At 45.7% G+C, this 21,104-nt stretch carries 17 protein-coding genes; 4 read left to right on the top strand and 13 right to left on the bottom strand.

What is annotated here, in order from left to right; translation table 11 throughout:
• Nucleotides 1–4,892 (bottom strand): putative Ig domain-containing protein (locus COW15_RS15660; protein ID WP_293633498.1); only part of this gene is annotated, 4,892 nt, incomplete at its 3' end.
• 379 nt (nt 4,893–5,271) lie between these two features.
• On the opposite strand from COW15_RS15660, the gene COW15_RS15655 reads away from it, so the two are divergent.
• Nucleotides 5,272–5,793, top strand: a complete 522-nt coding sequence (locus COW15_RS15655; protein WP_293633497.1) for a hypothetical protein — start codon at nt 5,272–5,274, stop codon at nt 5,791–5,793.
• Between the two features lies 1 nt (nt 5,794).
• On the top strand, nt 5,795–7,084 hold the full coding sequence (locus tag COW15_RS15650) for a tail fiber domain-containing protein (protein WP_293633495.1): 1,290 nt from the start codon (nt 5,795–5,797) through the stop codon (nt 7,082–7,084).
• 161 nt (nt 7,085–7,245) lie between these two features.
• Here the strand turns inward: COW15_RS15650 and COW15_RS15645 are convergent, their stop codons facing one another.
• The 6 genes from COW15_RS15645 to COW15_RS15620 all read right to left on the bottom strand — a co-directional run bounded on the left by COW15_RS15645 (nt 7,246) and on the right by COW15_RS15620 (nt 13,432).
• The gene (locus tag COW15_RS15645; RefSeq protein ID WP_293633493.1) at nt 7,246–9,126 is read right to left on the bottom strand and encodes an asparagine synthase-related protein; all 1,881 of its coding nucleotides are present in this window, start codon (nt 9,124–9,126) and stop codon (nt 7,246–7,248) included.
• Nucleotides 9,127–9,147: 21 nt separating this feature from the next.
• Nucleotides 9,148–10,056, bottom strand: coding sequence for a sulfotransferase domain-containing protein (locus tag COW15_RS15640; RefSeq protein ID WP_293633491.1), 909 nt, complete (start codon nt 10,054–10,056; stop codon nt 9,148–9,150).
• A gap of 2 nt (nt 10,057–10,058) precedes the next feature.
• Nucleotides 10,059–10,880 carry a hypothetical protein gene (locus COW15_RS15635; RefSeq protein ID WP_293633489.1) on the bottom strand — a complete coding sequence of 274 codons (822 nt, stop codon included), beginning with the start codon at nt 10,878–10,880 and terminating at the stop codon, nt 10,059–10,061.
• Between the two features lie 171 nt (nt 10,881–11,051).
• Nucleotides 11,052–11,282 (bottom strand): PqqD family peptide modification chaperone, encoded by a 231-nt coding sequence (locus tag COW15_RS15630; protein WP_293633487.1) that lies wholly within the window; start codon nt 11,280–11,282, stop codon nt 11,052–11,054.
• Between the two features lie 61 nt (nt 11,283–11,343).
• A complete protein-coding gene (locus COW15_RS15625; protein ID WP_293633485.1) occupies nt 11,344–11,496 on the bottom strand; it encodes a hypothetical protein in 153 nt (50 codons plus the stop codon).
• Between the two features lie 253 nt (nt 11,497–11,749).
• The gene (locus COW15_RS15620) at nt 11,750–13,432 is read right to left on the bottom strand and encodes an ABC transporter ATP-binding protein (RefSeq protein WP_293633483.1); all 1,683 of its coding nucleotides are present in this window, start codon (nt 13,430–13,432) and stop codon (nt 11,750–11,752) included.
• A 127-nt stretch (nt 13,433–13,559) separates the two neighbouring features.
• Between COW15_RS15620 and COW15_RS15615 the strand changes: the two genes are divergently transcribed.
• Entirely contained in the window at nt 13,560–14,477 is a 918-nt protein-coding gene (locus tag COW15_RS15615) for a hypothetical protein (protein ID WP_293633481.1), read from the top strand.
• Nucleotides 14,478–14,492: 15 nt separating this feature from the next.
• Here COW15_RS15615 and COW15_RS15610 read toward each other — a convergent pair whose 3' ends face one another.
• The 5 genes from COW15_RS15610 to COW15_RS15590 form a co-directional block, all read right to left on the bottom strand.
• Nucleotides 14,493–15,695 carry a sugar-transfer associated ATP-grasp domain-containing protein gene (locus COW15_RS15610; protein WP_293633479.1) on the bottom strand — a complete coding sequence of 401 codons (1,203 nt, stop codon included), beginning with the start codon at nt 15,693–15,695 and terminating at the stop codon, nt 14,493–14,495.
• Complete coding sequence (locus COW15_RS15605) at nt 15,696–16,199, bottom strand: lasso peptide biosynthesis B2 protein (protein WP_293633501.1); 504 nt, start codon at nt 16,197–16,199, stop codon at nt 15,696–15,698.
• A 9-nt stretch (nt 16,200–16,208) separates the two neighbouring features.
• Nucleotides 16,209–17,342, bottom strand: coding sequence for a nucleotidyltransferase family protein (locus COW15_RS15600; protein ID WP_293633477.1), 1,134 nt, complete (start codon nt 17,340–17,342; stop codon nt 16,209–16,211).
• A gap of 740 nt (nt 17,343–18,082) precedes the next feature.
• A complete protein-coding gene (locus COW15_RS15595) occupies nt 18,083–18,391 on the bottom strand; it encodes a nucleotidyltransferase domain-containing protein (protein ID WP_293633475.1) in 309 nt (102 codons plus the stop codon).
• Nucleotides 18,388–18,792, bottom strand: coding sequence for a nucleotidyltransferase substrate binding protein (locus tag COW15_RS15590; RefSeq protein WP_293633473.1), 405 nt, complete (start codon nt 18,790–18,792; stop codon nt 18,388–18,390). The genes COW15_RS15595 and COW15_RS15590 overlap by 4 nt, the downstream gene beginning before the upstream one ends.
• Nucleotides 18,793–19,446: 654 nt before the next feature.
• On the opposite strand from COW15_RS15590, the gene COW15_RS15585 reads away from it, so the two are divergent.
• Nucleotides 19,447–19,599 (top strand): hypothetical protein, encoded by a 153-nt coding sequence (locus COW15_RS15585; RefSeq protein ID WP_293633471.1) that lies wholly within the window; start codon nt 19,447–19,449, stop codon nt 19,597–19,599.
• 108 nt (nt 19,600–19,707) lie between these two features.
• On the opposite strand, the gene glmM is transcribed toward COW15_RS15585, so the two are convergent.
• A complete protein-coding gene (glmM, locus tag COW15_RS15580; protein WP_293633469.1) occupies nt 19,708–21,060 on the bottom strand; it encodes a phosphoglucosamine mutase in 1,353 nt (450 codons plus the stop codon).
• Nucleotides 21,061–21,104 lie beyond the last annotated feature (44 nt).

Here is a 21,104-nt window from a genome sequence, read left to right as displayed (position 1 = left end):
GTGTCGCCGCTATCCTCATCACTGGCGCTCGGCGTGAAGTTGTAGGCAGCATCTTCGGCGACGGTCGTGGCAGGCGTGCCCGAAATCACCGGCGCATCATTGGTGTTGCTGACAGTGATACTGAAGCCACCAAGGCTGGTGGTTACCGTGCCATCAAAGACGCCGATCACTATGCCAGCGCTGGTACCCACATCGGCATTAGAAGGAGTACCGCTTAATTGACCGTTGCTGCTATTAAAACTCGCCCAACTGGGTTTGTTGCTAATACTGAAGCTCAGGGTGTCGCCGCTGTCCTCATCGCTCGCGCTGGGGGTAAAGCTGTAGGCACTGTCCTCATTCACCGAGGTCGCAGGCGTGCCCGAAATCACCGGCGCGTCATTGGTATTGCTGACCGTGATACTGAAGCTACTGAGATGGGTGGTGACTGTGCCATCAAAGACGCCGATCACTATGCCAGCGCTGGTACCCACATCGGCATTAGTGGGAGTACCGCTTAATTGACCCGTGCTGGTATTGAAGCTCGCCCAGCTGGGTTTGTTGCTAATACTGAAGCTCAGGGTGTCGCCGCTATCCTCGTCGCTGGCGCTCGGCGTGAAGTTGTAGGCAGCATCTTCGGCGATGGTCGTGGCAGGCGTGCCCGAAATTACCGGCGCGTCATTGGTATTGCTGACCGTGATACTGAAGCTACCAAGGTTGGTGGTTACCGTGCCATCAAAGACGCCGATCACTATGCCAGCGCTGGTACCCACATCGGCATTAGTGGGAGTACCGCTTAATTGACCGTTACTGCTATTAAAACTCGCCCAACTGGGTTTGTTGCTAATACTAAAGCTCAGGGTGTCGCCGCTATCCTCATCGCTCGCGCTCGGCGTGAAGCTGTAGGCAGCATCTTCGGCGATGGTCGTGGCAGGCGTGCCCGAAATTACCGGCGCATCATTGATATTGCTGACCGTGATACTGAAGCTACCAAGGTTGGTGGTCACCGTGCCATCAAAGACGCCGATCACTATGCCAGCGCTGGTACCCACATCGGCATTGGTGGGAGTACCGCTTAATTGACCCGTAGTGCTATTAAAGCTCGCCCAACTGGGTTTGTTACTGATACTGAAGCTCAGGGTGTCGCCGCTATCCTCATCACTAGCGGTGGGGGTGAAGCTGTAGGCACTGTCTTCATTGACCGTGGTCACGGGCGTGCCCGAAATCACCGGCGCGTCATTAAAATCATAAATAACAGAATAGTCAGTTGCCGCAGTATTACCGTTACTCAAACTATCTACTGCAACATCCGCTGCAATCGCTAAATTAACACTCGCTTGGGCGATAGGTGCAACACTGACGGTATATTGCTTACCATCGACATTGACAAAATTCGATAAATTAGCATTTGTGCTCTGAATGTCGGAAATATCGAAACCTGTAACCGTTTCGCTAAAATCTACCGTTGCAGTAAAACTAGCAACAACTGGACTTGAAGGCCCTGAAATTGAAACTGACGGTAATAGGTCATCATAAGTAATGCTCAATGTGTTAGAAACACTATTCCCATTGCCAGCACTGTCATTTGCAACACTATCTTGTACATCAATGGATACTGTCGTTTCACCTGTGGCGCTAACTAGCACTGAGTAGTTTTTAGCATCCAGTGTTTGGAAATTAGAGAGTGAACCGTTCGAAATCGTCAAGTCACCAATATCAAACCCTGTGACGTTCTCTTCAAATAAAATGTTTACTGTAAAATCAGTGATCTGCTCAGTCGAATTTGAACTTAACGTGACTGTTGGTTTATGGGTGTCAACGGCGAACACATCTGACGGTCCGGCTGCAGGCGCCAGATTTATCGAATAGCGTGCCGTATTAGCTGCGATACTGATCCCCAAAGTCCCATTGCCACTAAAATCACTTAACGTAACAGTAGGCTGAGAAGTGTCACCATTTTGAACCGTGACAGTTGCAGCGTTTGCGTCTGAAGTTGAGTTAACCGTAATATCCGACTCAGTCAAATTGACTGTTTCAACATCATTATAATCAATCACAAAACTCACTGGGGCCGAACTCACTAACATCGACGAAGGTGTACCAATACTTAAACTAGGCGTTGGTACCAAAGGTGTTGTTTGATATTCAAAGCTAATTTCTAATGCTGCGGCATTCTTCACGTTGGCATCAAGCACATCATCCGCAACACCAGCAGCAATGTTTAATGTCACCATCCCATCAGATAAAGGCGTCACTTCAACTGTGAATTGTTTTGCCGATACTGGAGTAAAAGCATTGAGGGATGCGTTAACAACGGAAATGTCAGACACATCGAAGTTCTCTACATCATCCGAAAAATCAATTGTCATCAAGATATTCGTGTCTGATGTCGGGCTTGTTATGTCCACACCAGTCACTACCGACAGCGTATTAACTAAAAACGAGGCATACATGGGTTCAAAGGTGGTATTCGTTGCATCGACTAACGCCGTCACGGATGAACTAACACTCGAATAACCATTCGCCACAAAATTGGCAGGCAGGTTGAGCACCACATCAAAGGTACAACTTGTTGTGGGAGCAAGAGAACCACCTGTAAATGTCAAATTTTTTCCAGAAATGGTCGCAGATGAACCGACACCACAGACGTCAGTCTGAGTTGTCGATACCACAGTCACTGTGGAATCAATATTTGCGAAACTTTCGGTAAACGCAATCGACGAGACAGTAGCAACAGAATCGGCATTATTAAGCACATAAGTTAACGTCAATGGCGTGGCAGCACTGCCGACACGCAATGAACTTGGCGAGAACGACTTAGATGCGGAAAATTGTGTCACTTGTAACGTTGAGGATGCTGCAGATGAGGTTAAATTTACGCCATTAAGTGACGCGGTTAGAGCCGAACTCGAAAATGAATAATGTTGTGAACTCGCGCCACTCGGCACTTGTATCGATACAGAAAACTGACACGTTTCGCCAATTGCCACATTCGCATTTGCTAATGCTATCGCTCCAGTCCCGGTACCTGTAACGGCTGAACTTTCACCACAGGGGGCATCAGGTACACTCAGAACCGTTATACCACTTAACACAGCATCTAAATCCATGCTGAAGCCAACAGCGGTTGCATCATAAAGTGAACCAAAACTGTTTTGTATTTCAAAATCAATTGTCGTATTTTCCCCTGGCGACACTACGGCGGGATTAAACACAAATGACAATTTGGGCGCAGTGATAATACTAAAGGATTGACTTGCAGAAGGAGCAACTGACTGAACAACCTGACTATTTATAGTGGCAGTAATTGTCCCGACTGACATTAAGTAGGTACCAGCATTAAAACTAGCTGGCACGGTATAATCCACACTAAACGAACAAGTCCCTCCCGCAGATAAGCTGATGCCAGAAACCGCCATTGATGGACCATCAGCAAAAGCTGCATTATAGGTTGCAGTAGAGCCTGCACCACAAAAATCATTTGCAGGTAACGTCGCAGTGAAACCAAACAAATTCGACAAGATATGAGTAAAAGAAACAGACGACGCAGCATTCGTACCGTCGACATTAGTTAAGCTATATTCGACCGAAATCACATCACCAGCGGCAACCTCAGAAACACTAATCCCCCCCTGTTTAGTGTCTATCACCAAAGCGGGAGCACTATTTATACTAAATGTATTAAATACATTGGCGGCATAGCTCGAATTTCCAGCATTAACGGTCGTACCATTTAAATCATAACTGATTGCGGATATTTCATTGGTATAGCTACCTGGAGTGGCATTAGCAGGAACAGTGACCGGAATGCTAAATTGACAGCTTTCACCCGCCGTAACGCTCGCCCCCGTTAAGCTAATCACCCCCGTACCAGTGACGCTTGAACCAACACCACATACATCTGTCAGTGGGGAGGTTAACGCCAACCCACTCAAAACACTCTCTAAGTCATCGGTAAAAGTGACATTGGTGGCATCGTAATTTCTATCGGTATTTCGCAAGGTCACATCTAACATTCCTTGACTACCAGGAACAAGATTTGACGGCGAAAATGATGCGGTAACAAATTTGATCGTCGATTCGAAGCTTGTGCTCACTTTACCAACAGCTACTCCATTCGTCGCATTTGTTATCGCAGCACTGAGTAAATTTTTAACGCCCGCAGAGTTTGAAACCACATCAAATTCAATCAAACAACTGGTAGTAGTGACGAAACTCGCTGATGTCGGAATAGTAAATGAGCTACTACCCGATGCATTGGTATTACTAACGCCACAATCGGCGCTGTAATTAACAGGCGATGCTAAAACGACCCCATCAGAAAAAGTAATCACACCACGTGCGAAAGAATAAAACGTACTAAAGTACACAGGAAAGTTACCCAACTGCAACGTCACATGATTCACGCTGCCAACAGATAACTCAGCTTCAGATACCGATAGAGAAGCGGTGATAAACGTAGGATCCACCGTAAACTGAAACGGGCCAGCTAAGGTGCCATTACCGAAGTTTGAATTAAATTCTGTGATATTGACATCGTGCACAGTAGCACCGTCGACCACCACCCCCTTCATATCAAACGCAAATGTACACGAACTACCATCGGCTAAGGTATAACCCGAGGTCGTTAGCGCTGAATCGTTAGTAGAATATGAGCCATCACTGCAGCTAGTCACCACATTCAAAGGCGTTGCAAAATCAAGGTGGTCTGTGTCTGCTATCGTCGCCACAAAACCGATATTGGATGCCGTTTCACCCGATGAATTAGTCAAGGTCAAGGTCAAGGTATTGATGTTACCATCGCCCACTGTCGGATAGGTAAACGCCCCTGAAACCGTCAAACTGCTAGGATCAGCGGCATAAACACAGCAACTGAATAGCCCTGTCAGCAAAAAACTACCTATACGATTAAACATTCCATTTACTCTCAATAGGTCGGGTATGAATTTCATGGCGAAACCTTGTAGTGAATAATTCCATTTAGTAGCGATGCGAACGGTCGCCCAACCACTAGATACATACTTTTAACAAGTAATGATAACAGCAATTTATCAATTAGCATGTTAAAATTTTACACACCCATAATAACCCCAGCTCATCATTGAATAATTGCAGACTCAACAAAAATTCAATAACCAACTGAATATAAACAATTAAAATAAACAAAAAACCAAAAGCGGCCAATTTTTGTACTTTATTAATAAAGGTCTAACCAGTAAACCTAGCAAAGCAATCGTTTGCGATTTGTTGAATAATGGTTAAAATTAGCTCAAGTAAAACAATGAAGGCGAAATAATGAAATCTATTGGCAAGCAAGCCAAAATATACCTATTGGTGGTTGGTGTTGGGTTTGGCCTAATGCAATCGGTTTACGCTGGAAATATCGTCGCCAGCGGTTCAACACTCGATATTGATAACGGAAATACCTTTAATGTGGCCACTATCACTATTGTTGGCCCTAACAACTTTAATAAGCAATTTCACCTTGACGCAGGCGAGACTCGATTACAAATAGATGAATTAGGTATCACAGAATCTGGAAATTACAGTTATCAGATTCAATATACCCAACAGGGTAAAATTGAGTACATCAGCGATGCAAGCACCGGCCGTCAAAGCGTACCACGCAACACGGGCAAAATTCAGTCTTCATCAGGTTATTTCAACGTAGTTGATGGTGAATTCATAACTGAAGAAATAACTGAGGCAAACCCTGAAATGAAAGCTGAACACATTCAACCCGCTGACGTTTCGGAACTAGGCTCAAATGTATCTAACGTGGCTGAAGGTTCAGCCGAACGCCATCAAGGGCAATAACATGAACATGCAACTAAAATATCTCCTCGCAGTGATCCCATTGGCTATATCTACTACTGCAAATGCCGATGTTGTCCACGACGACGACGTCATTATCCACAGTAGTGCATGTATAGGGCTTGATTGTGTCAACAATGAAAATTTTGGTTTCGATACCATAAGACTCAAAGAAAACAATCTTAGAATAAAATTTGAGGATACGAGTGCAGGCAGTTTTCCTAGCAATGACTGGCAGTTAACCGCCAATGACAGTGCCAATGGTGGTGAAAATAAATTCTCCATCGAAGATATCACTGGAGGCAGAGTGCCTTTTACCGTACTCGCAGGCGCCCCCACTAATGCAATGTATATTGATAGCTCTGGCGATGTGGGCCTAGGGACGAATAGCCCAGTATTGGATTTACACTTAGTCAACGGGAACACGCCCTCGATCCGCCTGGAGCAAAATAACAGCTCTGGTTTTTCCGCCCAGACATGGGACATAGGCAGCAACGAGACTAACTTTTTTATCCGTGATGTCACTAACAGTTCTAGATTACCCTTTAGAATTGCCCCCGGCGCACCGACCAGTTCACTCCATATCACCGCCAGCGGCAATGTGGGCATAGGTACGGCAGCACCCAATGGTAAATTAGTCGTTGCCAATGGCAACGTGGGTTTCGGCACTAGCTCTCCTTCGACCAAGTTACACGTTGTCGACGCAGACAGTGCAAATCTAAATACGAGCACCGCGTTATTTGAGAATACTAATGCAGGATTAAATGCAGTCTTATTGGAACTAAAAAATCCAGGAGCAAGTTATATCAAGTTAACGAATTCTCTTGCCAGTCCCGTCGTCGGTTATTGGCTAATGGGAGGCAAAAATGATGGTTCCTTTGCATTACTGAATGATACAAACTTCCAAGTTATGACAATAGATAGTGCGGGAAACATGAATGTTAAAGGAACGGTTACTGCTAACAATGTTCTACTAACTTCTGATATTAACAAGAAAGAAAACTTCCAATCCATCAATGGCATCGAAATCCTTAGCGCCATTTCGAAACTGGCCATATCAAAATGGAATTACAAATCTCAAAGTGCTGGTGAGCAACATATAGGCCCCATGGCACAGGATTTTTATCAACTATTTGGGCTTGGTGGCGATGATGATAAACACATCTCGGCCATTGATTCTGCGGGGGTATCACTCGCGGCGATTCAAGCACTTTACGACCTGAACTTGAAGAAAGATCAGCAAATAGAAGCGCTATCCAAGCGAGTTGCAGACTTAGAAAATAAAACCAAGTAACGAAAAACTAAACTCGATTAGCAGAAAGTATGACAAATGACTCAAACCTATGTTCATTAGGGTTTGAGTCATTTTTTATATTCTTATTATAAAAGTGGTTTATGTTGAAACTAACTTGGCAATTAAACTTAGAGATTAAAGATCGTCATTAAACTCAATAACTAAAGATGAATCAAACCTGACTCTAGTTGTTGTTGCAGTGATTTTATCGACAATAGATGCCGCTCCAGTACATGAGGATAATTTTGAGCCGCTTGCTCAAGCGCTTCTCTGTTAAAAATCATGCCAACTTCAGGCGACCAATGGGTTAACACCTCATCCAGCAACTCGTTAACACTGGCCCTTATCTTGCCATAATCAATACTTGTCAAAACATCCGCTTTACGTCGCATCCGAATTCGCTCTGTGGTGTGCCCCTTTAACACTTCTCTAAACATGTAGCGTTCGACGCCATGCTTACACTTAAGATGGCTCGGTAGACTATAGGCAAACTCCACTAATTCTTTGTCTAATAGAGGATAACGGAACTCACAACCATGATGCCGAGCGGCGATTTCGGTGAGCGCCATACGCCGTTGAACCCCGACCTCAATCAACTCTCGATGGTCGCGGGCTTGAACTGAGGTTCTATCGATAGTGGCATAATAAGGTTTGATTGTTTCTGCTAACCGGCTAGTTATATTAGCTGCCAATATCGAATGATGAAACAAATCAGCCGACTGCTTAGCTAATCCCTTAACCTGCTGTAATCGTTTATTATGCACTTGAGGAAATTGATGTTGGATGAACAATCGCAGCAGGGCTTTTATCGGCTTGCCACCACGTCCACGTTGCTGACGCAACATTAACTGCCGATACAACCGAATATACTGACGCCCTAAAAACAACTCCTGAATATATTCGTCCCCATAGCCACTGACACAATGATCTCCACCCCAGCCGGAAAGCACAGTTTTACAGCCCTTTGACTGCGCTAAGGAACAGCGCGGATCAAACCAAGATGATATTGCAGAAGGCCCACCAAATGCCTCCACATAAGCACCAGCTCTTAAGATATTTGCTTCTTCATCATGCCAAAGCGGTTGTACATTTGGCCACAGGTCAATCGCATCAAATAACTCTTGATAGACATTTGACCATACATGCGCATTGTCATCATTCAAGGCTGTACCATCAAATGACATAGTGTATAAAGGCTTATCACCCAACAATCGGCTGGCATAGCCCACCACCCCATTTGAATCTAAACCTTCACTCAATTCGGCGGCTATCGGGTATTGCGACATTAAGCGCCGCGCCACGGCTTGTTCAAATAACTCCGCCAGCTTAGCAATATATTCATCATCATCTAGTTTAGGCAGCACTTGCGGCGTTAATGACCAATAGGCTTCACAGCTATGCTCCTGCTGATTTATCACCAGTTGATGCGCCGCTGGTAGTGTGTGAATGGTATCAAAGGGAGAAAGAAACTCATTGCCAGTTGTGGGTATAAATACATCTGCTAACCATCTATGACTTAACTGACGTGAAACCGCTAAACTAGGGGCTAATAATGACTTATGCTCATTTGATAATATCACTCGCCCCGACTGGATAGCATAAAACAGTGACTTAACACCGAAATGATCGCGCGCGCAATACAGTTGCTGTTTTAGGTTATCCCACAGGATAAAAACAAAATCGCCGAGTAAATGGGAGGCAGTGTTTTCTTGCCAGCGCTCATAGGCCTTGATGATCAACTCACCATCACACAGTCTATCAATATCTTTGAGATGAAGTTGAAGAGCCAGCTCATCGCGGTTATCAAGATGGGCATTAGCAACAATCACATATTGTCCACACTCACTCACTAAAATAGAATCTTGCTCAGAATTCGGCCGATTATACAGGCATGCTTTTGCTAACCGCACATCCGGCGCATGACTAATCTGCTGGCGATGAACGGCATCGGGTTGCCAGTAATCACTGCACGCTAGCATCTCTTGCATAACGGTTCCGGGCAGAGATGTCTGCCAATCGATAGCGCAATGGATCGTACTCACGCAGTTTCCTTTAAGTGGCGGCTACATTTTATTGGGATAACACATTTCATTGGGATAACACAGTGGCGTGATTTGCATCTTGTCATCAAGATATCCGAGCCTTTGCATCACGGCTGCATGGTCGATGATCAGCCTATCGATTTGAGACTGAGATAAGGTATCTTGCCAATCCCCTACGATCCCCTTTCGAAAAAACGCTTTTGATTTCACAGGCCGCTCTTTAAAACCATGCTTATCTTCTTGCTTTTTAAGATTATTAAAATGGCACATGGCAATGGCTTTTTTGACCGACGTTTCATCAGCGGGTAAATGCAAAAATTGGCTAACCTTAGTAAAGCTAACGAGTGAATTGCTCAGCATATCCTCATAGCGCACTAACAAGGTTGGCAAGTCACTGTCGACCCAAGAGGTAACATGGTCACTCCAGGTTCCCATTCGTTGCCGCACCTGTGGCCGATATTTTTTATCATTTGCCAGCAGGGCAAAATCAGCGGTGCCCATCATCTCTATGCTCCTATCAAGCGAAACGCCCATATGATTCGCAAATGATATCGCCACGTCAAAGGGGTTACGTACCACATACAGCGCGCCAGCACAGGCATCGGCTGGACACAAACGCTGACCCGACACGCAGAGATGATTGGCATCATGAATTTTATGGTAAGTAGGTTCAGTCAATTGGCTATGGATAAAGCGATAAGCATCGCTGCGGTATGACTCAATGTCTTCCGTTGAATGTAAATCAAGCTCCACCCCCAAACCATTCTCTAACCAGTGTCGGCTGCTGGCAATCGCGCCCGTTTGCAATTGATTGATATCAATGGTAGTGAAATCGGCCTTAGATTGGTTTTGCATGGCAAAAATAAAACTTCTCAGCCAAGTATTCCCCGATTTGGGGTAAGAGGCGAGCCAGAAAATACCTGTAGGCATCACTAAACCAAGGCCTCGAATGAATCGCTAATAAGGTCACTCAATGCGTGAAGATTGGCTAATGACAGTTTTGCTTTACCGCGACTCAGCCCATACACGGGAGTATTGGCTAAAAAGGCACTGCACTGCTGCATAAACAAGGCATCTTGCCCCATCGCCGTCGCGAATTGAGTCCGATAGCGATTGGCTTTTAGCGGTGCAAATTTACGCATCCCCTTAAATTCACTCAATGCGCCAGCGAAAACATCTTCTTCCAACGTGTCACTTTGATCATCATCTTGCTCTTCGCTTAAGCAATAGACAGCCACTAATGGGAATGCGCCTAACCTTGCATTAGCCCCGTTATTCCCCGTTGTTGAAACTTGCGGCACATACTGTAACTTTGCCATTGTTGCAGTAAATGGCTCAGCCTCAGATAGCTGTAACACCTCAGCAATATCAGGCCAGACGTTAAGCGCATGGCAGCCTTGAAGCACTTTCCCGTGAGTATCAAAAACGCATACGTCATCGGATACCAATTGCCAACCTTGGGTCAATAAGGTTGCCGCCAACGTGGATTTGCCACTGCCGGAATGACCGCAAACAGCGATAGCACAGCCATTTTTTTGCAAAACAGTACCATGCAAAACGAGCTGACCACGTTGTTGCATCACAACAGCAAGCATATAACCTTGAATGTAAGTGATCACCAGCGCCATATCTGCATCGTCGGCAACAGCAACCGCAATTGACTGCCCATCGCGCACATAAAAATCAGCCAATCGAGGAATAGATAACAGAAAGCTTGACGAACTCAGCCAACAGTAAGCGCCAACTTGATTCATGAGAGATACATCGACATCCAGTTTATCAACTTGTTTTATGGAAATATTTGCAGGGTGACTTTTTTGGAAATAAGGTAAATTTGTAAGAACGAAGTCACTATCAATGGTCAAATTATACAGAGAATAGTACACAGGGATCTGGTCAACCTTATATAAAAAAACAGCTGCGATTTAAGCAGCTGTTGTCACTTTTACCAATTGTTTATCGACTAGTTGCTGCAAAAAAAGAGCAGTGTCGGCTCGACATTCCTCTTCTGTCACATCAAATATAGACATCAGTTCAACAACAAGATCATCAATAGACTTTGGCGTTATTAACAACGACCATATCTGACTCGCAAGCGAATTAAGCCCAAAATATTGACCTTGAGACGTATCCATCATCACCAGTTCATCGCCCATGGGCGCCACATTCAGTGAGCTTTTCTGGCTATAAAGTTCCATGACTAAATACTGTCCCTAATTAAGACGGTCCCGACAGGCCCGCTTCACCAGGAGTGGTAGCTTTAGATTCAGTAGCAACAACGTCAATCACTTCAATCTTTGGCTTTGACCAAGCAGCTTTTACCGTTTTTTCTACCGCTAGGCCGCTTTTGTCCATATTATCTTGTTGCATCTAGGTGACTCCCTATTTAACTATGTACTAACAATTTAAATGCCAGCTTTCGACGCGCTCAATCAACAGCAAAGAGCTATCGTCAAATGCATTGTAATTCCAAAAGATGATAAATCCGAGTGGGCTAATCTTCACAAAGTATAGCGAGGTTTGCAAGTCAAAACGTGAATTAATGGTTAATTACCTGTAAAATTCAAGGGCTAAACCTTTACCAACTGACGACCAATTCATCTTTTGATGCAAACAAGCACGGCTAAAATGGTACTGATAACGAGATAGACTTATCCGCAAAAGCCTCTGCTTGTTCGCTATGGCTCACAAGCACTATCGTCATTACGTGCCGCTGTTGTTGCAATGTTAAAAAAATCTGTTTTTCTGTTTCACTATCGAGCGCATTAGTCGCTTCATCGAGGATCAACAAGGGTCGCTTGCGGATTAACGCCCTGGCTAATACCAAGCGCTGACGCTGACCACCCGATAATTGCACGCCTCGCTCACCAACGGCAGTGTCGAGCTTTAATGGTAAATCCGCCACAAAAGCGGCACAACACAGCTGCAATGTTTGCCATATCTCATCGTCGGAATAATATTCACCCCACAAAATATTGTCTCGAATACTGCCGTCGAACAGAAATGGCTCTTGCGACAGATAACTTATTTGCTGGCGCCATGAATGATGCGCGCTAACACCAAGAGGCACACCATCTAGCATCACGGCCCCCTCACTTGGCGTTAACAAGGTGGCCAGTATATCGATGATCGTTGTTTTACCTTGACCAGATGGGCCTTTCAGTAAGGTTATTTTGTTAAGGGGGAATTCAATTGTCCTGTTTTTCAACAAAGGTTCACGCCCTGGGTAGGCAAAGCTGACGTTATCGAATGCTAAGCTAGCTTGTGGAAAAGCAATCTGACTCGATTGATTGGCTTCGTAACCTTGTCGATTACTGGCGATGGCATGCTCAATATCATCAAAGGCAGATAGCATATGCAATAAACGTTGTGCGTTGCCTTGCAAGTCAGACAGCATTGGCATCATACGACTAAACATAACGATTAACACGATAAGCTCAGCGACCCCAAGTTGCCAAACCTCAAACCCCAGATACACCAGCAGACACAACAGAGTTGCACTCACCCCTTGAAAAGCTAACTGCTGTAAGGCGGTTTTATGCTGATAGGCTTGCTGATTTTCCCGTAACTCTTGCTGGCTTAGCACAAAGGCATCGAGCTGTTGTGGCTCATACGCACAGGCTTTAACGGTTTTCATCCCGTTTAAAAAAAACATCACGCGCTGGTATAACTGCTTATTACTGTTAGTCAGTCCCATACCAAATGCCGCCGCCTGCTTAAAAATACGACGAAACATAAGCAATACCATTGCCCCGACCGCACAGGCAATAAGTAGCGCCAAGGGTGCAATCAAGATAGATACGGCGGCATAAACGACAAGTAAAATCACTGTCGTCAGCATTTTTAAAATATAAAAGGTGGCCATACCGACACGATTCACACCATTTGTCAGCTGCTCAAGCTCTTGATGTTGCTGAGAATTAATTCTTTGCGACCAAGTTGAATACAACATAGATTCAAATAATGTTTTTCTCAGTTCATCTGTGGTGTGGAGCCGTATCTGCGTCATGGCCATCTCACGCCAATAGACCAACGCTGAGCGCGTTAACAACAAGATTAAAAAGAATGGCAAAATCACCTTGAGGGAAATGAGTTCCCGATCAACACCCGGCAAGCTTGCAAGCCAAGGGGGAAGGGTCTGGCTCGGATCGGACATCAAGTTGACCACGGGGACCAACATCAAAATACCTATACCTTCGGTAAAACTCCCCAATAGCAATAAACCAAAAGCCAACAGCAACAGCTTAGGAACCGTTTGCCATAGGCTGGCTAAATAAGCTCTAACTGACGATAAAGTCGCTGGCATTAACATTCACCACCCTTTCGGCCCAGCTCAGCATACTGAAGCAAACATGTTGTTTTTTCTATTAGATCCATATTCAGTTATCATATCCTGCGTTATTAACACTCGATTCTATCCATTGGAGAGCAAAGTGCCCCAAGAGCTTGTTTATTGCATATACGGCATGAATGTCGCAACATCACTCCCCTTGCCAGCACGACAAAGTCCTCTTCAGGCAGAAGTCTCCATCCTGCGTGGTGCCGCCCCCGATATACTGTCGGCAGCATTTTCTCCCAATCAAAAGCTACAGTTTGATGGTCATAGAGTGCTATTAAATCAACCTCTGTTCGGTAAATTACTTATCGAAAAACAAGGCAATATCCTCTTCGATTTTCATCCGTCACTGAGTCAGGCACATACCATTACCGCCATACAAGGCTCAGGGCTTGGGACTCTATTACATCTGCGCGGACAAATTCCCCTTCACGGTATGGCCATTGCAACCGATAAAGGCGCCATTGTCGTATTAGCCGATAGCGGCTCGGGTAAAAGTACCTTGGCAACCGCCATGCTGCTCGCAAACCTGTCGGTGTTTACCGACGACATTGTGGCCTTGCAAGCAGACAAGGATGGAGTTTTACAGATCCAACCGGCTCATCGGCGCTTAAAGCTATCACAACCACAACTTCATACACTCGGCATTGACACTTCAACACTATCGAATACCGCGCCCGGTATCGGAAAATTTGGCTGGGATATACCAGAGGATCAATTTGCCCACACACCCATGCCAATCATCAAATGTCTCTTTTTAGCCCCTGCAAGAACCAATAACGCACACGCTCACATTTCAGCTATCGGAAAACTTGAAGCCTTTCAACGCTTGCGTCAAAGTGTCTATCGCCCTCGACTCATACGCGTATTTGGCCATGAACCATCATTCTTTTCGTTAAACCAACGGCTTCAACATCAATGCCAAAGCTACACAATGCAGTTGCCTGAACTCGGGAATTTTTCATCCTTAACAGATTATGGAAAGGCCATCGCCAACCAGTTGCTATCGTTATGATGCTCAGCTAACGACCTAGGACATCGATTTCAAAAACACGGGACTAGACTGACACAACAAGGGCAATAGAGGGGCTTCACGCACGATTTGTAATGTATTGATCCCCCAGTTGAGGTTTCCCTCTAATAACACAACACCGTTAGGCGTGATCACGGCATCCCAACCCACAGTATGCACATCCGCACACAATCGATGAGCCAACTCAATCTCGGCTAAAACGTCAGTCCAATGGGGCAGACTCACCTTAGCTTCATGGCACTCCCAACCCAACACCGCACAATGCTCTGCATCCAACACGGCGGTTCCGTTAACCAAATCAACGGCAAACACCTTAAAACGCCTATGGGTATCGTCATTAAGTTCCAGGTTAGCGGCGACAAGGGTAAATACCCCCTCGTCCATAGCACTCACGATTCTTAAGGTGATAGTTTTATCACTCAGTTGCCATTTCGCCATTGTAGGGTGATGTTCGAGTAAGGGCTGAACAAGATACTCTCCCATAGGTAGGCGATATTTCAGCGATTCGAGCCCTTGTGCACCTTCATAGATAGCTTCAGCATATTCAAATCGCCACTGCTCAGGTTTTGATATTGTTACGCAGCCCTGACTGCGCGAGGCACCCTCTGGCTTAATAAATATCTTAGGAGCCATAACTAACCAATCCTCGATTGGCCAATGCTCTTGCAGGTTAACATTCGCAATGGTGGCAACGGGATGACCGCCCACCGCCGCTAATCGCTCGGCAAAAATACCTTTACAGCTTAAGTACGACCGAGAAGCTTGGCTAATGGGATGCGTTTGAAAGGCATGATGAAAATGGGGCAATTGAAAATCAAACACATACCGCCACCAATGCGTTGGTGCCACCCGATAGAGTTTAAAGTGGTAATAGTCGAATCCCGAAATGCCCTGACCTAAACCCGCCGCCAGCAATCCCGTCACCTGCTGCCAAATGGGCACACCGGCATCAACCGCTTGTTGCCTGAATCGACGCATTGCGCGGTACATCACCACCCAATGCCAACATAAAAACCATGTCAACAATGACCAAGCAAATACACAGATTAACCAGGGCCGATGCTTAAGACTTCGCAGCATCACCTGACGATGCACCGCGATATAACCCTCACAAGGTAATAAATAACGCCAGCTATAGCGAAAAAGCGGACGTCTTCTCAGCAAGATGGACTTGATGCGGATGAGTAATTTATTCAGCACTTAACCTTTCGCCTCTATACGGGCATGACACTCAGAGCCGTAGCAACCAACCACTGTGTGGTGTGTAAACCCATTGCCACCGCTAACGAAAATGGCACTACAACAAACCCAAGCATGCGCTTTAAGGCTGGAATCGTCTCGGCGTAAACCAAAGTACAAACGATACGGCAAACCATGCCATCTGAGAAACAGCCGGGCAACGATAGCCTGCGCAAAGCAGTTAGCCTTCCATGGACAATAACGAGCCGTATTCACTACTAAACGCGAAATCTGGCGCGCGCGGTTCATTTCTGCACTCGTGAGCCTATCCCTCTGATGATGCAGCGAATCATCTTTATTATCACAAGCTATAGGCACGCCCAAATGCGGGGCAATTCGAGCGAACGGAAACAGCAACACTGCTAATCTAGCGAGCCCAAGTAGCAACCAAGTGGGTAAAAATCCGATTTGATAAAAGCGTTCTCTTGCCCCAAAAGCCTTGATCTTTTGAATCACTGTTTTCATCTGTTGCAACTAGGCCCCTAATAATTTTTTCTTGGTATATCGAGAGAGTTTTCTGAAGGGAAGTAACAGGCTAAGCAGGCGGCCATCACCGGAGGCATAGCGATTGATAAATGCCACATCGGCATCGTTTGGGCAAAACAACAATAGATTAATTGCTTTCAGCCTATGCTCGAATTGGCCATTCATTAACATAGGTAACCCCACCCTCTTTAATGAAATCAGTGAACTGTATTCATCCAACCAAGTGCCCATCACCCAATTGCTATAACTTTGTAATCCGATAAAGCGTTTCGGTTCAACAGTAATACCGAGGCATTGCGCCATTAAATACTCACAGGCAATAACTTGGCGAACGACAGCAAACTTTTTTGCCTCTCGCCACTTTTGTGCGTGCCAATTTGGCATCTGCTGATTAAGCTTCTCGTAATAGCAAGCTAAATCAATCAACCACTTAACTCGATGGCAATTGGACTTCATCGCATGAACACAGAGATAAAGATACTCAAGCACATTGAGGGGTTGCCCACCCGCCAACAAAGCTTCAGTCACGGCCTTAGAAAAGGCAGTATCTTCATTATTAACACGGGTATGCAGCTCAATCACAGACAAGCCTGACGCTTGATAACTTTTGTCCTTAAAGAAGGATCCACGAATCACTTGACCAGGCGCAGTATCTGTAAATGCATCATTTAATGGCGTATAGCCATAGTCAATTAAGATACGCTCAGCCGCTATCGCATCTGAATCAGAAACTAATAAATCAATATCCCTCGAATAACGGCCATTTAAATCGCCATACAGTCGTAAACTGAGATCAATTCCTTTAAAAAATTGGTACTTTACGCCAATTTCATCCAACGCTTTAGCGAGTTCTGATTGCACTTTGAATTGTAAAAGTGTCTGCTGCTGCCGGCGAGCACTAGCTCCTTGCAACCATTGTCTAAAATCTGTGGAAAAAAATTGAGAGTCGAGTTTTGAGATTACCGCAGCAACCAAATTCCACACTCGATGGCGGTTAATCAACCACTTTAGTCGCTCTTCATTAATACCATCAGCCAGCTTGGCTGCCAGCGTTTCAGCGGGTGTTTGGGGATAGCACAGCAATAAAAAGGTTTGCAATAACTGTTCATCTGACAATTTCATCATAATCTTTATTATGGACATCCTGTTAACATAGGATACACAATTGGTGCCATCAATCACATAGCCAAATATGGCAACAAGCACTTTAACCTACAGAATCATCTATGCGGCTATCGAAAAAACACCTTAATCCCGTTAATAAACACTCTACTCTTTATGCTGTTATCCTCGCGCCCCTTATGTCGTCACCCTCACCCTTTACGCCGTTATCCTCGCGGACGACTGCATGGTCAATTTTGTTCCATACAAAATACGACATTTCCACCCTCCATTGTGGTCAGATGCAGGAGGTAGAATGCTTTAATTAGAAAGAGTGCAGGAGCAGTTATCGATGCGGAAATCCAGCAATTATGTCGTCATCCTCGCGTATGCGGGGATCCAGCTTTTAAGCCGTCATCCTCGCGAACGCGGGGATCCAGCTTTTGGCTTTGAATCACAACGCTTTAAGCCACCAAATGAAAACACGTTACTATGGATTCCCGCGTGCGCGGGAATGACAGAAAAGAGAAGGATTATGGAACGCTCGCAAGCTCACTCACCGTCAGGGCGCAGCCCGTCCTGTAACCTGCAGCGGTAAAACGGAGTTCCTAGACTCTAGCAGCGTGCGTCCTAGCAGTTGCGTAGCAATGTCCTAGATTCTCGCGCCACGAAGTGACGTTCCGTAGCCACAAGGCGGCGTCCGTAAAAGCTAGAGCACTTCGCTACTAGAGTCTAGATTATAGAACCACGCAAGTGGCGTTCTAGCAGCTACGCAGATAAAACACCTTACCGTAAGACGTTATATGGTTTTTCAATTCATCCGATTTGATCTGATGATACAGCGAAACATCCATTAAATAAGGTGTGTTTAGATCGTCCAGTTCCAGTAATACCTGCCGTAATACAGTGATATCTGCTGCGGGGCCCAGCAAGGTTAGATCAATGTCTGAGCCTGGCCTGTAATTTCCCTTCGCCCGTGAACCATACAATATTACCTGCTCAATTTCTGGGTGACGGGCAAAAACACCTTGCATCTTTAGCAACGTTGATTCTGGTAAACCAAAATTCATAAAAATGCCTGCATACGCGTAGCAAAAGTACTCAAGGCGGGCGCGTAAGCCTGTTGTACCTTTGCAAACTCCTGCTCCAGCACTTGCTCATCGTAGGTATGAACTGTACGATTACGGCTTTCAATCATATCCATCCACACCTGTCCGTCGGTAACTAAACCCAACGAAAAAAATAAACGGCTGGCAGAGCGAGAACCCGTAATACCTTGATGTCCCTCATATTCAAGATAATCCTTCATCACTTTCCAAGCCAGCTCATGGGTAAACTCAAATCGCTGCAGAATGCCTTCTTTTATCAAGGCTTCAGCGTGTTCGTCATACTGAGACAATGCTGAAACCAACTGCCCCAGTGCTTTAAGATAGTTTTGAAATCGCTGCCGCCAACGGACTTCTTCATTCATAAAATGTTCCTTAATTTCTCGCTATTCTGGGATAGCAGTTTATCCCTGTCTTACCACCTGCACCAGTCGTAAAGACTAAGATTACAAAGTGCTGCGAAACTACGCTCTAGATTGCAGAACACTTAGTTCACCGTTGGCGGAACTCTGCGCTTACGGAGGACGGATTAGGAGTACAGGTTACGGAAAAAGCTAATCGCCCTCTACTCTTTATGCTGTTATCCTAGCACCTCTTATGTTGCCATCCTCACCCCTTATGTTGTCATCCTCGCGTACGACTGCATTGTCAGTTTTGTTCCATACAAAATGTGATATGTCCACCCTCCATGGTGGTCAGATGCAGGAGGTAGAATGCTTTAATTAGAAAGAATGCAGGAGCAGTTATCGACGCGGGGATCCAGCTTTTATACCATCATCCGTAAACCGTGAGTCACGAAGTGACGTTCCGTAGTAGCTTTACTACGCGCCGTTATCCGCAGCCGCATCGCGGCGTCCGTAGATTCTAGAGCCACGTAATGGCGCTCTAGAGCGAGCTTGTGAGCATCTTAGGGCCGAAGGCTGTCCTAGCTTCTATCGCCGTCATCCTCGCGTATGCGGGGATCCAGCTTTTGGCTTTGAATCACAACGCTTTAAGCCACCAAATGAAAACACGTTACTATGGATTCCCGCATTCGCGGGAATGACGAAGTCAAACTTAAGTTATTAGTCGAAGACGATATAGATTCCCGCGTTCGCGGGAATGACAGAAAAGAGAAGGATTATGGAACGCTCGCAAGCTCACTCACCGTCAGGGCGCAGCCCGTCCTGTAACCTGCAGCTGTAAAACGGAGTTCCTAGACTCTAGCAGAGTGCGTCCTAGCAGTTGCGTAGCAACGCCCTAGAGTCTCGCGGCCGAAGGCCGTAAGCGAAGCGCCCGCTTTACGCCGCTCGTACCGCATCCGCGATATATTCTGCTTGAGCCTGTGTCATCAGATTATCCGTTGACTCCACCATCACTCGAATTAAGGGCTCTGTTCCGGATTTGCGCAACAACACTCGACCTTGGTTACCTAATACTTCCTCTGCGGTAATCACGGCTTGCTTAACACTATCTTTAGCCAAAATGCTGTCGGCACTGCCAGAGGTTAAACGCACATTAATAAGTACCTGCGGCAACTTAGTCATCCCCGCTTTAAGTTCGGCTAAACGCTTACCTGACTCTAAAATGGCTTTAAGTACCTGCAGGGATGCCACGATGCCATCACCAGTAGAGGCATGCTTTAAACTCAAAATATGCCCTGAACCCTCACCACCCAATTGCCATCCCGTTTCTTTAAGCTGCTCGACAACATAACGATCACCAACCTTTGCACGCACAAAGGGAATGTCCATTTGTCTAAGCGCCAGCTCTAAACCTAGGTTTGACATTAAGGTACCAACCACGCCACCCGTCATTTCACCTTTGCTGTAGGCAGCCAGGGCAAGAATAAATAAAATCTCATCACCATCGACCACATGGCCATTATGGTCAACAAACATCACCCTATCGGCATCACCATCGAGTGCAATACCTAAATCAGCTTCATGCACCATTACCGCAGTCTGCAAACTGTCTAAATGCGTCGCCCCGCAGTGATCATTAATATTCACACCATTAGGCTTGTCATTGATGCTAATCACCTCAGCACCAAGTTCACGGTAAACATTGGGCGCGATATGATAGGCAGCACCATGGGCGCTATCGACAACAATCTTCAATCCCGCTAAAGACAAATGATTTGGAAATGTGCCCTTACAGAACTCAATATAACGGCCTGCGGCATCATCAATGCGGCGTACCTTACCCAGCTTTTCAGAGGTCACACACTGCATCGCATTCTGGTGCAGTGCCTGCTCTAATAAGGCTTCAATTTCAAGCTCTTGTGCATCGTTTAACTTAGTACCTGAGTTTGAAAAAAACTTAATGCCATTGTCGTAATAAGGATTATGGGAAGCACTGATCACTACGCCAGCATCAGCCCTAAAGGTCGACGCCAAATACGCCACCGCGGGTGTTGGCATAGGGCCAATCAAAGCCACATTGACTCCTGCTGCTGAAAATCCCGCCTCCATTGCCGACTCAAGCATATAACCACTACTACGGGTATCTTTGCCAATCAACACTTCTTTAGTACCCGTTGACGCCAGCACAGTGCCAGCCGCCCAACCTAACTTCATCGCAAAATCGGGGGTAATGGGGAATGTACCCACCTTGCCACGCACACCATCGGTACCAAAATACTTCCTAGACATACTGCATCCTTAAAAACAGTTATAAATGAAAAAAGCCAAATCAG

Source organism: Shewanella sp. CG12_big_fil_rev_8_21_14_0_65_47_15 (assembly GCF_002783505.1).
In the GTDB taxonomy this organism is placed as follows: Bacteria; Pseudomonadota; Gammaproteobacteria; order Enterobacterales; family Shewanellaceae; genus Shewanella.
This window is presented reverse-complemented; position numbering and strand designations above follow the sequence as displayed.